This window comes from Streptosporangium sp. G11 (genome assembly GCF_051192615.1).
Taxonomy (GTDB): domain Bacteria; phylum Actinomycetota; class Actinomycetes; order Streptosporangiales; family Streptosporangiaceae; genus Streptosporangium.
Genome location: NZ_JBPJUQ010000017.1, coordinates 112063 through 127516, shown reverse-complemented (window position 1 = coordinate 127516; position 15454 = coordinate 112063). Strand labels below are relative to the sequence as shown.

Below are 15454 nucleotides of genomic sequence, written 5' to 3'. Positions count from 1 at the left end.
CCGGAGATCGGAGTCCGGAGCGGATCTCAGGGCAGTTTTCCGGCCTTGACATCGGCCATGGACGCCTCGATCCAGTCGAGCTGCGCCTGGAACTGGCGGATGTTGAGCTGGAGGCACTCGTCGATGTGCCGGGGGGCTCCGTAGCCCTGCTTGCCGCCCAGCGCCCGCCGCATCATCGAGATGGACGCCCGCAGCTGCTCGGTCCTCGCCTCCATGGCGTTGACCAGGTCGGCAGGGGGAAGCCGGTCCATGAAGGTGAGCGCGACCTGGAAGGGGTCGACGATCGGCTTCAGGAACCACCAGCTGTTCATCAGCTGCTGGTGGAAGTCGGCCCGTCCCGCCTCGGTGATGCCGTAGACCGTCTTGCCGCCCCTGCCCTGCTCGACGATCTCCAGCAGCCCCTCCTCGGCCATCTTGGCCAGGCCGTGGTAGATCGAGCCGTAGGCCACGTTGGCCCAGCTGTCGGCGCCCCACAGTTCGAGGCGGCGCCGTACCTCGTAGCCGTGCAGCGGGCCGTCGAGCAGCACGCCGAGCAGCAGGGTTCGGGTGGAAGACATGCTCAAGTTTGTATTCAAGTTTGAGTACAGTGTCAAGCCCGCGGGGGACGGCGGGCTTCCGCTCCCCGCGCCGGACGTTCTCGCGGTGACGCCGGGATGTCCCGGGCCGGAGACGTTCCGCCCCGAGTAAGGTGATCGGCATGCCCGAACGCCCTAACGCGCTGGTCACCGGCGCCTCCCGGGGGGTCGGCGCCGCGATCGCCCGCGCCCTGGCCCCCACGCACGACCTGCTGCTCGGCGGCCGCGACACCGAGGCGCTGACCGGGGTGGTCTCCGGCCTGCCCGGCGCGCGGCCCTGGCCGGTGGAGCTCACCGCCGTCACGGAGGCCGACGTCTCCGGCATGGACCGGCTCGACGTGCTGGTGCACAGCGCGGGCGTGGTGACCCTGGGGCGCGTCGGGGAGACCCCGGCCGAGGTGTGGCGGCGCACGATGGAGATCAACGTGATCGCGGTGGCCGAGCTGACCCGGCTGCTGCTGCCCGCGCTCCGCGCGGCGCGCGGCCACGTGGTGCTGATCAACTCCGGGGCGGGGCAGCGGGCCAACCCCGGCTGGGTCTCCTACGCGGCCAGCAAGCACGCGCTGCGCGCCCTCGCCGACGGGCTCCGTCTGGAGGAGCCCGAGCTCCAGGTCACCACGGTCTACCCGGGGCGGGTCGCCACCGACATGCAGCGCGAGGTGCGGGACCGTGAGGGCGGTCCCTACCAGCCGGAGAACTACCTCGACCCGGACTCGGTGGCCCGGGTGGTGGTGACGGCCCTGACCGCCTCCCCCGACGCCCACATCACCGAGATCACCGTCCGTCCCGCCGCCGGACCCCCGAACTGAGAGCGGCGCGGCGCGCCGGGTTGAGGGGCTCCGGGCCGAGGGAGTGGAGAGCCGCGGGTGCGGCGGGCTCGCCAATGAATGGTCTCATTCACATAATGGGAGGGTGTTCGACGAGATGTGGGGTGCCATAGAGCACCTCGGACGTGACGGCCGGACCCGGGGCTACCTGCGAGACGCGTGGTCGCCCGCGGATCTGGAACTCCGGCGGTGGTTCGGGCAGGAGGCGGCCAGGCGCGGCCTCGACCTGAGAGAGGACCGCAACGGCAACCTGTGGGCCTGGTGGGGTGACCCGTCGGCCAGGCCCGGCGTGGTCACCGGCAGCCACCTCGACTCGGTGCGGCAGGGCGGCGCCTTCGACGGCCCCCTCGGAGTCGTGTCGGCCTTCGCCGCCCTCGACCTGCTGCGGGCGAGGGACTTCCGGCCCGCCCGCCCCGTGGGGATCGCCTGCTTCACCGACGAGGAGGGCGCCAGGTTCGGCGTCCCGTGCGTCGGCTCCCGCCTGCTGACCGGCATCCTCGACCCGGACAGGGCACGCGCCCTGAAGGACGACGAGGGCGACTCGCTGGCCGAGGTGCTGCGCGGGACGGGGCGCGACCCCGGCGCCCTGGGCCGGGACGAGGAGACCCTGCGGCACATCGGCGTCTTCGTCGAACTCCATGTCGAGCAGGGACAGGACCTGGTCCACCGGGACGCCCAGGTCGGCGTCGCCTCGGCCATCTGGCCGCACGGCCGCTGGCGGTTCGACTTCCACGGCCAGGCCAACCACGCGGGCACCACCCGCCTGGCCGACCGCGACGACCCGATGCTGCCCTTCGCCCGTACCGTCCTGCACGCCCGCCAGGCGGCCGAGCGCGGCGGTGTGGTCGCCACCTTCGGCAAGACACGCGTGTCGCCCAACAACGCCAACGCCGTCCCCGGCCTGGTCAGTGCCTGGCTGGACGCCAGGGGCGGCGACGAGGACGCGGTCAGGGCGCTGGTCGACGAGCTGACCGACTTCTCCGGCGCCGAGGTCACCGTCGAGTCGTGGACCCCGGTCGTCGACTTCGACGCGGTCCTGCGGGAGCGGGTCGCGACCGCCGCCGGGGGCGCGCCCGTCCTGCCGACCGGCGCCGGACACGACGCGGGCATCCTCGCCTCCGCGGGTGTGCCCAGCGCGATGGTGTTCGTCCGCAATCCGACGGGCATCTCTCATTCTCCGGAGGAACACGCGGACAGGGCCGACTGCCACGCAGGGGTCGCCGCCCTCGCCGCCGTTGTGGAGGACCTGTGCGAGAGCTGAGCTACTGGTGTGAGCAGGCCTGGCTGCCGCCGGGCGAGGTCGTCGCGGGGGTGCTCGTCAAGGTCAGGGACACCCTGATCGCCGAGATCGTCACCGGTGTGGCGGCCCCGCCGGGCGGAGCCGTCCGGCTGGCCGGGTTCACCCTCCCCGGTCTGGCCAACGCGCACTCCCACGCCTTCCACCGCGCCCTGCGCGGGGTGACACAGCGCGAGAAGGGCAGTTTCTGGACCTGGCGCGAGCAGATGTACGGCGTGGCGGGGAGGCTCGACCCCGACTCCTACCTCAGGCTCGCCAGGGCCACGTTCGCCGAGATGGCGCTGGCCGGGATCACCTGCGTGGGGGAGTTCCACTACCTGCACCACGGACCGGACGGCAGGTCGTACGACGACCCGAACGCCATGGGACACGCCCTCGTCCAGGCCGCGCGCGAGGCGGGGCTGCGCATCGCGCTGCTGGACGCCTGCTACCTGACCGGCGGCGTCGGCAGCCCGCTGAGCGGCGTACAGCGGCGGTTCGGCGACGGGGACGTCGACGGGTGGGCCGCGCGGGCGGAGGCTCTCGCGGCCGTTTACCGGGACGAGCGGGACGTGGAGATCGGCGTGGCCGTGCACTCGGTCCGCGCGGTCAGGGCCGAGCAGATCCCCGTGGTCGCCGAGTTCTCCCGCCACCACGCGCTCCCGCTCCACGCCCACGTCTCCGAGCAGCGCGCGGAGAACGCCGCCTGCGTGGACGCCTACACCGCCACCCCGGTCCAGCTGCTGGAGACGCACGGCGCGCTCGGCCCCCGCTCGACCGCCGTGCACGCCACGCACCTGTCGGACGTGGACGTCGCGCTGCTCGGCGCCTCCGGCACGCGCGTGTGCATGTGCCCGACGACCGAACGCGACCTCGCCGACGGCATCGGACCGGCCAGGAGGCTGTTCGAGGCGGGCGCGCCCATCACGCTCGGCTCGGACAGCCACGCGGTCATCGACCTGTTCGAGGAGGCCCGCGCGGTCGAGCTGGACGAGCGGCTGGTCACCGAACGGCGCGGCCACTGGTCGGCCGCCGAGCTCCTGAACGCCGCCACGGCCGCGGGACACGACTCGCTCGGCTTCGCCTGCGCGGGCATGCTCGTCCCCGGCGCGTGGGCGGACCTGGTGTCGGTGCGCCTCGACTCGGTCCGTACGGCCGGAGCCTCCCCCGTGCACCTGGCCGAGACCGTGATCTTCGCCGCCACGGCCGCCGACGTGCACTCCGTGGTGTCCGGGGGGCGCCACGTGGTCGTCGACGGCAGGCACGCCCTCGGCGACGTGGGCACCATGCTCGCCGAGGCGGTCGCCGAGGCGCGAGAGGAGAAGTCGGTATGACGAGCGAGGACCGGCCGGTGACGAGCACCCTTTTCGATCGCATCGGCCTGCTCTACACGGGCGACCGTGCGCGGGAGGAGATCGAGAACGCGGCGCTGGTCGTCGAGGGCGGCGAGGTGGTGTGGGTGGGGCCCGCCGGCGCGGCTCCGTGCGCCGACGAGCGGGTGGACGTGGCCGGGCGCTGCGTCATCCCGGGCTTCGTCGACAGCCACGCCCACCTCGTCTTCGCGGGCGACCGCACGGCCGAGTTCGCCGCCCGCATGGCGGGCCGCCCGTACACGGCGGGAGGCATCCGCACGACGGTGTCGGCCACCCGCGCCGCCTCCGACGCCGAGCTCGTGACGCGCACCGCCACCCTGGTCGCCGAGATGCTCGCCCAGGGGACGACCACGGTCGAGATCAAGAGCGGCTACGGCCTCACGGTCGAGGACGAGCGCAGGTCACTGGAGATCGCGCGGGGGTTCACCGAGGAGACCACCTACCTGGGCGCGCACGTCGTACCGCCCGACGCCTCCTCGGCCGACGAGTACGTCCGCACCGTCACCGGGGAGATGCTGGAGGCCTGCGCGCCGCACGCCCGGTGGGTCGACGTGTTCTGCGAGCGCGGAGCCTTCGACGCAGACCAGAGCAGGGAGATCCTCCTCGCGGGAGTGAAGGCGGGACTGCTGCCGCGGATCCACGCCAACCAGCTGGGCGAGGGGCCGGGGGCGCGGATCGCCGCCGAGGTGGGCGCGGCCTCCGCCGACCACTGCACGCACCTGACCGACGACGACGTCTCGGCGCTGTCGTCGTCGGGGGTGGTGGCCACCCTGCTGCCCGGCGCGGAGTTCTCCACCCGCTCGCCCTACCCGGACGCCCGCCGCCTGCTGGACGCCGGGGTGACGGTCGCGCTGGCCACCGACTGCAACCCGGGCTCCTCCTTCACCTCCTCCATGCCGTTCTGCGTGGCGCTGGCGGTCCGCGAGATGCGGATGACGCCGCTGGAGGCGATCAGGGCCGCCACGTACGGCGGGGCGAGGGCGCTGCGCCGCGGGGACGTCGGCACGCTGAGGGTGGGAAGCAGAGGGGATCTGGTGATCCTCGACACACCCACGTACGTCCACCTCGCCTACCGGCCGGGCGTGCCGCTGGTGACACAGGTGTGGAAGGAGGGGCGTCGCCTGGTTTGAGCCCCATTGGTGGGGTTAGTTGCACGCCTTGTCGGGGCGCCGGGAAACATCCTCCTTGAGGAGGAAATCCAAAACCATTCTCCAGGCGTACTTCTTGAGGGAATCTTTGCTCTCACCCGTCCGTTGAAAAGACAAGCGATGTGTCTGCGCGCATGGGGCGATGAGCGAGCGGGTGGACACGTCATAAGCAGGCGGAGCGAGGTGCCATCGGATGGCAAGGCCGACGGGGAATCGGACGCAGGATCAGCACGTCTCTGATCGAGACCTGCTCGGGACCTACCTGGCAGAGATCGGACGGGTGCCCCTGCTCACCGCGGAGGAAGAGGTCGAACTCGCCAAGCGGATCGAGGCGGGTCTCTTCTCGGAGCAGTTGCTGGACGGTGGGCTGACGGAGCCGCGGATAGCGGACGCGGCCGATGAGGAGCTTGAACGACTGGCCGTTTCCGGGCGGAGGGCCAAGGACGAATTCATCCAGGCCAATCTACGTCTTGTGGTGGCCGTCGCGCGCAAATATTCGGGGCGGGGAATGCCGCTGATCGATCTGGTCCAGGAGGGCAACCTGGGGTTGGTCCGCGCGGTCGAGAAGTTCGACTACCGGCGCGGTTACAAGTTCTCGACATACGCCACGTGGTGGATCAGGCAGTCGGTGGGGCGCGCCATCCACGAGCAGGCCCGACCGGTGCGCCTGCCCACCCACGCGGGCGAGCAGATGACCAGGCTGATGCGGGTCCGCCGCGACATGCTGGCCGAGTTCGACCAGGAGCCGACCGACGCCGATCTGGCGGCGGTGCTCGAACTTCCCATCGAGCGGGTCCGTGAGCTCCGCCGCTGGGCCTCCGACCCCGTCTCCCTGCAACTGGGCGTGGGCGACGAGGACGAGACCGAGCTCGGCGACATGATCGCCGACGATACGTGGGCCGATCCCGAGCAGCAGGCGATGGACATCCTGGAGCGCGAGCGCCTGGAGGAGTGGCTGACCGGGCTTGAGGGGCAGACCCGCGAGATGCTCCGCTGGCGTTACGGCCTGATGGACGGCCGCGAGCACACGCTGACCGAGGTCGGTGAGCGCTACGGCATCGGCCGCGACCGCGCCCGCCGGATCGAGCGTGACGCTCTGGCCCGGCTGCGGAAGATGGCCACGGCGGCCTGAGTTCGTGAATCCGGCACGGTCTGTTTGGGCCGTGCCGGATCGCGGGGTCGCTTGGCTTTTGCGGTGAGTCTTGTCGCTACGGCGGTTCGCTGTTCACGCCGCGGTGGGTTTTGTAGCCTGTTCGCGGTGCGGTGGGTTTTGTCGCTGTTCACGCTGCGGTGGGCGGGTGCTCCGGACGGCCGTCTCAGTTGCTGTCTGGTGGTTCAGGCCTCCGGCCTGCGCGGGCGCGGTGGTTGCGGGCTCTTTTTAAGCCGTCCGGAACACCCGCCCACCTCCGCTGCACGTGCTCTGGCCGTACGGCGTGCGACCGTAGCTGCTCGCTCTCCGGCCGCCCGGTGTTCTGTGTGCGGCTGAAGCGATCCGTACGAGAACCGCTCAGCGCGGGGCGCCGTAACTGAAGCGCCACTTCGGAAAGGAGCGCAGGGCGGGGCGCCGTACCGTGTCACGGTGACGCTAGGTCGAACTGCGCCCACACCACGTGGCCGGCGGCCTGGGTGCCTCGATACCCGACCTTGGAGGCCAGGGCCGCCACGGTCATGAGGCCTCGGCCGTTCTCCTCGTTCCCGCCCGCGCCGGAGGATCCCCAGGTGAGCCGGGGGTCGCTCTCGATCACGCGTGGGGGGTGAACCACCGCCTGCTTCCCACCCCTGAACGCCATGCTCGCTGGTGCGTCGACACGGCTCGCGCCTGGGAGCGGTTCGGTCGCAGGGACCGGGCGGTGACCGCGTTGCTCGCCGCGGAACGGGTCGCCCCCCCAGGAGATCCGACGGTCGGCGGTGGCCACGTTGATCTCGGGATGCGGTACGGCACGGGCCCGGTCCCGCCGGAGCTTCACGCGCTGGCTATCCGTAATGAGATGAACTAAGCCGGTTGGCTGTTTTGTGACTGGTGCTTCTGGAGATTCCGCGACGTACGGCCGCATTGTGCGGTGAGAAGAGGGAGCGCGGTTTTCTACGGTGCTCGCCGTGCGCTCCTTTCGAAAGTAACGCTTCAGTTACGGCGGCCCGCGCTGAGCGGTCTCGTACGGATCGCTTCAGCCGCACACAGAACACCGGGCGGCCGGAGAGCGAGCAGCTACGGTCGCACGCCGTACGGCCAGAGCACGTGCAGCGGAGGTGGGCGGGTGTTCCGGACGGCTTAAAAAGAGCCCGCAACCACCGCGCCCGCGCAGGCCGGAGGCCTGAACCACCAGACAGCAACTGAGACGGCCGTCCGGAACACCCGCCCACCGCAGCGTGAACGGCGGCGAACCCGACCAACGGGTCTGACGACCGTCCAACCGCCCGCACGAAGGGGTTACGGCCCCACCTATTCGTCCGATCTGAGGGGACATGGTGGGCGTGGCGACGGTCATGGACGGGGTCGTCGAAGTCTCCGCGAACCGCCAAGCCAGGCTCACCTGGGCTCTTTTACGGTCAGCTCCAAGTCATGGCACACCTTGTCCGAAACACGTCTGAAACACCATGCGGCCGAGATTCACAGATGTGAAACACGCAAGGTCGCACCTTGAAACGGTGGAAGAACACGCTGTGGCGCAACGTCAGTGCGCGGCCGGTCGATGGAGCCCAGGAAGCGATCACTGCGACTGTGAAACCGGCCACACGCCATTTGTAAGGGAGGGTCGCGTCGAATGAAGATCGATAGCGGCACCACTGCCTGGATGCTCACAGCCACCGCGTTGGTGCTGTTGATGACTCCTGGCCTCGCGTTCTTCTACGGAGGAATGACAAGAGCCAAGAGTGTCCTGAACATGATGATGATGTCGTTCGTCAGCATCATCACCGTCACCATCGCATGGGTGCTTTACGGGCACTCGCTGACCTTCACCGACAACGGCAGCGAGCTCGTCAACAAGTTCATCGGCGGCTTCGACGCCCTCGGGTTGCAGAGCCTGGTCGACACCGCCACCAAGGACGATGGCACGGGCATGCCGAGCCTGGTGTTCTCGGCCTTCCAGCTCACTTTCGCGATCATCACCGTCGCGCTGATCAGTGGCGCCATCGCCGACCGCGCCAAGTTCGGCGCCTGGGTGCTGTTCACCATCGTCTGGGCGACCATCGTCTACTTCCCCGTGGCCCACTGGGTCTGGGGCAACGGCTGGCTGTTCAACCTCGGCATCGAGGACTTCGCCGGTGGCACCGTGGTCCACATCAACGCGGGAGCCGCGGCGCTGGCACTGGCGCTCGTGCTCGGCAAGCGCACCGGCTGGCGCAAGGAGCCGATGCGGCCGCACAACCTGACCCTGGTCCTGCTCGGCGCCGGTCTCCTGTGGTTCGGCTGGTTCGGTTTCAACGCGGGCTCCGAGCTCGCGGTGGACGGCACCGCCGGCCTGGCGTTCATGAACACCCAGATCGCCACCGCCGCGGCGGCGGGCGCCTGGCTCGTGGTCGAGAAGATGCGCGACGGCCACGCCACCAGCCTCGGTGTCGCCTCCGGCGCCGTCGCCGGTCTGGTCGCCATCACCCCGGCCTGTGGTTTCGTGGACCCCTGGGCGGCCCTCGTCCTCGGCCTCGTCGCCGGCGCGATCTGCGCCTACGCGGTGGGCCTGAAGTACAAGTTCGGCTACGACGACTCCCTCGACGTGGTCGGCGTGCACCTGGTCGGCGGTGTGATCGGCGCGGTCTCCCTGGGCTTCCTCGCCGCCTACCCGTTCCTGGAGCAGCAGAGCACCGGCCTCTTCTACGGCGGCGGTGTCAAGCAGCTGGGCCTGCAGATTCTCGGCCCGGTCGCGGTCGGCGCCTACTCCTTCATCATCACCTGGATCATCGCTAAGATCATCGACAAGACGGTCGGCTTCCGGATCGGCGCCGAGGAAGAGATCACCGGCGTCGACATCACCTCCCACGCCGAGACCGGTTACGACCTCGGCACCATCCACTCCTCGGGTGTGGCCGCCGTCAACGGTCCGGCCCCCGCCCCGGCGTCTAAGAAGGTGGACGCATGAGACTCATCACCGCGATCATCAAGCCGTTCAAGCTCGATGACGTGAAAGCGGCCCTGGAGCAGTTCGGGGTCAAGGGCATGACGGTCAGCGAGGCCAGCGGCTACGGCCGCCAGCGCGGTCACACCGAGGTTTACCGCGGTGCCGAGTACCAGGTCGACCTGGTGCCCAAGGTTCGCCTCGAAGTGCTCGCCGAGGAGGAGGACGCCGAGGACGTCATCGACGTCATCGTCAAGGCCTCGCAGACCGGCAAGATCGGTGACGGCAAGGTCTGGTCCGTTCCTGTGGACACGGTCGTCCGCGTCCGTACCGGGGAACGCGGACCTGAGGCGCTCTAACCGGTGAGAGGCGACACGCGCTCGTACGCCGCGGCCCGTAAGGAACGGGCCGCGGACATCGACCGCTGGCTGACGGACCTGGTCCGCACCGCCTGCGGTACGCCGTACGGGCCCAACGGGGGAACGACGAGAAACGACGAGCGCGGCGCCCTCAACGGGGTCGCGCTCGTCGCGGTGGGGAGCCTGGGACGCTCCGAGCTCGCGCCGGGCAGTGATCTCGACCTGGTCCTGCTCCACGACGGGCGGGAGGACGTGGCGCGCGTCGCCGACCGCATCTGGTACCCGATCTGGGACTCCGGGGTCGGTCTCGACCACTCGGTGCGGACGGTGGACGAGGCGGCCAAGGTCGCCAGGGAGGACCTCAAGGCGGTCCTCGGCCTGATCCAGGCACGGCACGTGGCGGGAGATCCGGAGCTGACGCGCTCGGTGCGCGAGGTCGTGCTCGCCGAGTGGCGTGCCGACTCCCGGCGCCGCCTGGGCGAGTTGCGCGACGCCGCCGACAAGCGGGCGGAGGCCAGCGGGGAGCTGGCGTTCCTGCTCGAACCCGACCTCAAGGACTCCCGAGGCGGCATCCGCGACGTGCAGGCGATGCAGGCCGTGGCCGCGGCCTGGGTCGCCTCGGCGCCGGGCCCCCGGGTCCGCGAGGCCTACGAGCTGCTGCTCGACATCCGGCACGGCCTGCACCTGGTGACCGCCCGCGGCGCCGACAGGCTGGTGCTCCAGGAGCAGGACGCCGTCGCAGGGATGCTCGGCCTGCTCGACGCCGAGGCGCTGATGCGCAGGCTCGCCGAGGCCGCCAGGACGATCGGGCACGCCTTCGACGCCACCTGGCGCACCGTCGACCGGCTGCTGACCGGCCCCACCCCCCGTGGCCGGCGCCCGCTCGCCGACGGCGTCGTCGAGCACGGCGGAGAGGTCGTGCTCGCCCGGGGGGTCAACCCGCGCAAGGACCCGGTCCTGGTGCTGCGCGCCGCCGCCGCCGCGGCCGAGGCGGGGCTGCCGCTGGCGCCCGCCACGGTCACCACGCTGGCCGCCCAGTCGCCGCCGCTCCCGGTGCCCTGGCCGGACGAGGCGCGTGACGCCCTGGTGGCGCTGCTCGGCGCCGGTCGCGCGGCCGTGCCGGTCTGGGAGGAGCTCGACCAGGCGGGGGTGCTGGTCCGCCTGCTGCCCGACTGGGAGCGGGTGCGGCACCGCCCGCAGCGCAACCCGGTGCACCGCTACACCGTCGACCGGCACCTGATCGAGGCCGCCGCGGGGGCCGCCTCGTTCACCCGCGAGGTTTCCCGGCCCGACCTCCTGCTCATCTCCGCGCTCCTGCACGACATCGGCAAGGGATACCCCGGCGACCACTCCACCACCGGTGCCGTCGTCGCCCGCGACATCGGGGCCCGGATGGGCCTGCCCCCGGCCGACGTCGACATCCTGGAGACCGTGGTCCGCCACCACCTGCTGCTGCCGGAGACGGCCACCCGCCGCGACCTGGACGACCCGGTGACGATCTCCCGGGTGGCCGAGGCCGTCGGCTCGCGCGAGGTCCTCGAACTGCTGGCGGCCCTCGCCGTGGCCGACGGCAACGCCACCGGGCCCGCCGCCTGGAACTCGTGGAAGGCCTCGCTGGTCGCCGACCTGGTACGCCGGGTCCGTTCGGCGCTCTCGGGGACCCCGCTGCGCCCCGCGCCCTCGCTCTCGGTGGAGCAGGCGTCCCTGGCCCGCCACGGTGGCGGCGCGGTGCGCGTCAACGGGGGAGCGGTCACCGTGGTCGCCCCCGACCGCGCCGGGCTGCTCTGGCGCGCGGCCGGGGTGCTGGCCGCGCACCGGATGGTGGTCCGCGCCGCGTCGGCCGCGTCGGCGGGGACGACCGCCGTGATCGAGTTCTCGGTCGTTCCCGAGTACGGCTCGCCGCCCGACCCCGCGACGCTGGAGGCCGACCTGAGACTGGTCCTGGCCGGACGCCTCGACATCGAGCAACGCCTGGCCAGGAGGACCAGGTCGATGCGCCCGGCCCGGGTGCCGGTGGCGCCGCCGCGGGTGAACCTGGTGGACGACGCGTCCAACACCGCGACCGTCGTCGAGGTGCGAGCCCATGACCGTCCGGGGCTTTTGTGGCGGATTGGTAGAGCATTCGGTGAATGTGGCCTTGACGTACGGGCCGCTCGTGTGGAGACTCTCGGCGCAGAGGCGGTGGACGTCTTCTACGTGGTCGACAGAGCAGGTCGCCCGCTGACCGACGAGGTTCAGCGAGCGCAGGTGCGTGATCAAGTACTGGCTGCCCTGCGGTAACCGTAAAAAATCGGTCTCTCGTCGCCTTCGTAACGATTAAAGTCGCTATGTCGGTTTTGCCGATTCTTTCCCATGACCTTGTGGTCTGATGTTGTCCACTTGTGTCGTGATTGAGGGGTAGCGAGAGCGGTGACTACGGCGACATCCGAAAGCGGAGGTGCTTCGGCACCCGACCGTGGCAAGCGGCCTGCCGCCCGGTTCGGCTTGAAAAACTGGCGTGTCCGTTCGCGCCTGACGGCCCTGATCCTGGTACCGACGGCGGTGGGTGTCGTACTCGCCGGCACGCGCGTGGTGGCCTCCGTCGACAGCGTGGCCGGATACCAGCGGACCGCCTCCGCGGCGGAGTACTCGGGCGGTCTCCGCGACCTGGCCCAGGCGCTCGGGCTGGAACGTGACCGCGGTGCCTGGTCGTCGTTCCAGACCTCGAACAAAAGCCTGAAGGACAGCTCCGACGCGCAGCGGAAGACCGTGGACGCGCTGGTCAAGAAGGTGCGGCTGGAAGTACAGGCCATCGACGACTCCTACGGCGCCAGAGTCGTCGAGGCGGCCAAGAACGTGACCTACCAGCTGGAGGGCCTCCCCGAGCTGCGCCGTCTGCCGGGTATCGCCCGTGTGGAACGGTACAGTTTCATGATCGCCCCGCTGCTGACGCTCCACGAGGAGCTCACGCTGGTCAGTGACGATCCGGAGATCATCGGCAACACCCGCGCGCTCAGCGCCCTGGCGTACGCCAAGGAGGAGGTCTCCAAGCAGCGCGTCCGGCTGCTGGCCGGTTACTACGCGCCCTCGCTCATCAACCCGCAGGAGGTCGAGAAGTTCATCGCCTCCCGCTCCCGCATGGACGAGTACGAGGCGGACTTCGGCGTCGAGTCGAGCCCGGCCAACGCGCAGCTTCTCACCACAGCCATGATCGACGAGCGGGTCCACCGGGCCGAGCTGATCAAGGCCAGGGTGATCGTCCTCGCCAGCGACCCCACGCGCACCGGACGGCTGCTGTCCGACTTCAACGAGGTCAAGCAGTGGTTCTCGGACAACAGCGCGGTCCTCGAGCGGATGCGGAAGGTCGAGACCAAGGTCGCCGGTGACGTGGTCACCCGGGCCCGGGACCTGGAGGACGCCGAGCAGCGCAACGCGATCATCACCTCCGGGCTGATCCTGATCCTGCTCCTGCTGGTGCTCGGCCTCACGGTCGTCATCGCCCGCTCGATGGTGACGCCGCTGCGCCGCCTGCGCGTCGAGGCGCTGGAGGTCGCGAGCTTCAGGCTTCCCGAGATCGTGCGGCGCCTCCGGATCTCCGGCGAGGCCCGTACGCCCGACATCGATCCCATCTCGGTCGACAGCGCCGACGAGATCGGGGAGGTCGCCAAGGCCTTCGACGAGGTTCACCGGCAGGCCGTGCGCCTGGCCTCCGAGGAGTCCGAGCTCCGCTCCAACATCAGCGCGATGTTCGTCAACCTGTCGCGGCGCACGCAGACCCTGGTCGAGCGGCAGATCTCGCTGATCGACGGCCTGGAGAAGGGCGAGGAGGACGGCGGCCGCCTGGCCGACCTGTTCCGGCTCGACCACCTGGCCACCCGTATGCGCCGCAACTCCGAGAACCTCCTGGTCCTCGCCGGTCACGAGCCGACCCGCAGGCGAAGCCAGCCGGCCAAGCTCGTCGACGTCGTCCGCGCCTCCCTGTCGGAGGTCGAGGACTACGAGCGCGTGCAGGTCAAGGTGCACCGCACGATCTCGGTCGCGGGCAGCGCGGCGAACGACATCGTGCACCTGGTCGCCGAGCTGGTGGAGAACGCCATCCAGTTCTCCCCCCGGGCCAGCCAGGTCGTGGTCTCCAGCAGCGTCATCGAGGGCGGTGGCGCACTGCTCGCGGTCAGCGACCCGGGCATTGGCATGACCCATGACGAGCTGGTCGAGACGAACCGCCGGCTGGCGGACCCGCCCGTCGTCGACGTCTCGGTGTCGCGGCGCATGGGCCTGTTCGTGGTCGGCCGCCTGGCGCTGCGCCACGGCATCCGGGTCCAGCTGCGCCCGCAGGAGGGCGGCGGTCTCGTCGCCATGGTCCTGTTCCCTCCGGCGCTCGTCGTCCAGGCGGTCCAGCCGGTGCAGACGCCCTCCTGGGGGTCCGAGCAGGAGTTCTCCGCCCAGCCGTCCGCCGCCGGTCACCCGCCCGTCCAGCAGCCCTCGTACGGGCAGCCCCAGCCCCTGTCGGGGCACACGCACCCCTCGTTCGAGCAGGGACAGTCCCCGTTCGGGCAGGACCCGTTCGCGCGGCCGTCGTTCGGGCAGACGCCGTTCGGGCAGGGCTCGTTCGGCCAGACGTCGTTCGGTCAGGCGTCCGTGGAGGCGCCCTCGTTCGGCTCCGCTCCGCCGGCCGTTGACCACTCGGCCCCTGACTGGCCGATTCCCGCCGGTCCCTCCGGATCGCCCGGTGCCCCGGGCAGGAGTGGCCCGCCCCTGCCCAAGCGCCAGGTCAACGGCAACGGCAACGGGGGCACCCCCGCCTCCGAGTTCTCCCCTTGGGGTCAGTCCTCGTACGAGGACACGACGGTGGGGGCGATGCCCGCGGTGGGCGTCTCCGCGTTCGAAGCCGAGCAGGAGGAGTTCCTGCCCATCTTCGCCTCGATAGAGTCGGCCTGGTTCCGCCGGGTGGACGGATCGGGCGAGCAGGCGGTCACGGGCGGGCCCTCGGGACAGGTGGCGTCCCCCGGACCGCGGAGCGAGTCCCGCGATCCGGAGGCGCCGTGGGGGGAGGAGCCGACGCCCCCGACCGGCATGCCGGTCCGCGAGACACCGCCGAGGAGGGAGCAGGTGACGGCGGTGGCAGCCGCGCAGCCCGCGCCGTCGGGCGACCCGGACGGCTGGAACACCCCCGCAGACGCCGGGTGGCGCGCCGCCCAGGCGGCGAGTGAACCCTCGCTCGGCGGGGTGACCGCGGCCGGCCTGCCCAAGCGCACTCCCAAGGCGAACCTCGTACCCGGTACGGCCGCCGCCGTGCCGTCCAGCCCCATGCCGCCCCTGTCACCCGACAGGGTGCGCAACCGTCTGTCGAGCTTCCAGCAAGGTGTACGGCGGGGCCGTGCTGAAGTAGTCGAAACCACCACCAGAAGCCTGGTGGACGAGGAGGAGGGCTCGTGACGACCCTGAGTCATGAGGCACGCAGGTTCGACTGGCTGATCACCGAGTTCGTCCGCGGCACGCCCGGTGTCGCGCACGCGGTGTGCGTCTCCGCCGACGGGCTGAGGATCGCCAGTTCCGAGGGGTTCCCGCCCGACAGGGCTGACCAGCTCGCCGCCGTCTCGGCGGGACTGCTCAGCCTGACGGTGGGCGCCTCCCGGGTGTTCGAGGGAGGCGCCGTCACCCAGACCGTGGTCGAGATGGAACGCGGCCTGCTGCTGGTCATGGCGATCAGCGACGGCTCCGTGCTCGCCGTGCTGGCCTCGCCCGACTGCGACATGGGTCTGGTGGCGTACCAGATGACCCTGCTCGTCGACAGGGCCGGACAGGTGCTCACCCCGGCGCTCCGCGCCGAGCTGCAGTCTTCCCGGGGCCGGTAGTGACCGCGCT

12 protein-coding genes are annotated in these 15454 nt (G+C 70.8%); 10 read left to right on the top strand and 2 right to left on the bottom strand.

What is annotated here, in order from left to right; all coding sequences use genetic code 11:
- Nucleotides 1–26: 26 nt before the first annotated feature.
- Nucleotides 27–557 carry a PadR family transcriptional regulator gene (locus ACSDR0_RS18760; protein ID WP_435290112.1) on the bottom strand — a complete coding sequence of 177 codons (531 nt, stop codon included), beginning with the start codon at nt 555–557 and terminating at the stop codon, nt 27–29.
- A 140-nt stretch (nt 558–697) separates the two neighbouring features.
- Here ACSDR0_RS18760 and ACSDR0_RS18755 point away from each other — a divergent pair, with 140 nt between their 5' ends.
- From ACSDR0_RS18755 to ACSDR0_RS18735, 5 genes are all read left to right on the top strand, one after another.
- Complete coding sequence (locus tag ACSDR0_RS18755) at nt 698–1384, top strand: SDR family oxidoreductase (protein ID WP_435290111.1); 687 nt, start codon at nt 698–700, stop codon at nt 1382–1384.
- A gap of 115 nt (nt 1385–1499) precedes the next feature.
- Complete coding sequence (locus tag ACSDR0_RS18750) at nt 1500–2663, top strand: allantoate amidohydrolase (RefSeq protein WP_435290137.1); 1164 nt, start codon at nt 1500–1502, stop codon at nt 2661–2663.
- A complete protein-coding gene (locus ACSDR0_RS18745) occupies nt 2651–4012 on the top strand; it encodes a formimidoylglutamate deiminase (protein ID WP_435290110.1) in 1362 nt (453 codons plus the stop codon). Before ACSDR0_RS18750 ends, ACSDR0_RS18745 begins: the two co-directional genes overlap by 13 nt.
- Entirely contained in the window at nt 4009–5181 is a 1173-nt protein-coding gene (gene hutI, locus ACSDR0_RS18740) for an imidazolonepropionase (protein ID WP_435290109.1), read from the top strand. Before ACSDR0_RS18745 ends, hutI begins: the two co-directional genes overlap by 4 nt.
- A gap of 211 nt (nt 5182–5392) precedes the next feature.
- On the top strand, nt 5393–6331 hold the full coding sequence (locus tag ACSDR0_RS18735; protein ID WP_435290108.1) for a sigma-70 family RNA polymerase sigma factor: 939 nt from the start codon (nt 5393–5395) through the stop codon (nt 6329–6331).
- Nucleotides 6332–6773: 442 nt separating this feature from the next.
- Here ACSDR0_RS18735 and ACSDR0_RS18730 read toward each other — a convergent pair whose 3' ends face one another.
- Nucleotides 6774–6944 (bottom strand): hypothetical protein, encoded by a 171-nt coding sequence (locus ACSDR0_RS18730; protein WP_435290107.1) that lies wholly within the window; start codon nt 6942–6944, stop codon nt 6774–6776.
- A 1017-nt stretch (nt 6945–7961) separates the two neighbouring features.
- Here ACSDR0_RS18730 and ACSDR0_RS18725 point away from each other — a divergent pair.
- The 5 genes from ACSDR0_RS18725 (at nt 7962) to ACSDR0_RS18705 (ending at nt 15444) form a co-directional block, all read left to right on the top strand.
- Nucleotides 7962–9275, top strand: coding sequence for an ammonium transporter (locus ACSDR0_RS18725; protein ID WP_435290106.1), 1314 nt, complete (start codon nt 7962–7964; stop codon nt 9273–9275).
- Nucleotides 9272–9610, top strand: coding sequence for a P-II family nitrogen regulator (locus ACSDR0_RS18720; RefSeq protein ID WP_329091194.1), 339 nt, complete (start codon nt 9272–9274; stop codon nt 9608–9610). The genes ACSDR0_RS18725 and ACSDR0_RS18720 overlap by 4 nt, the downstream gene beginning before the upstream one ends.
- Nucleotides 9611–9613: 3 nt before the next feature.
- On the top strand, nt 9614–11890 hold the full coding sequence (locus ACSDR0_RS18715) for a [protein-PII] uridylyltransferase (RefSeq protein WP_435290105.1): 2277 nt from the start codon (nt 9614–9616) through the stop codon (nt 11888–11890).
- 261 nt (nt 11891–12151) lie between these two features.
- Nucleotides 12152–15025, top strand: coding sequence for a nitrate- and nitrite sensing domain-containing protein (locus tag ACSDR0_RS18710; RefSeq protein ID WP_435290104.1), 2874 nt, complete (start codon nt 12152–12154; stop codon nt 15023–15025).
- Nucleotides 15022–15444: a roadblock/LC7 domain-containing protein gene (locus tag ACSDR0_RS18705; RefSeq protein ID WP_435290103.1), complete on the top strand. Its 423-nt coding sequence runs from the start codon at nt 15022–15024 to the stop codon at nt 15442–15444. Before ACSDR0_RS18710 ends, ACSDR0_RS18705 begins: the two co-directional genes overlap by 4 nt.
- The last annotated feature ends 10 nt before the right edge of the window (nt 15445–15454 follow it).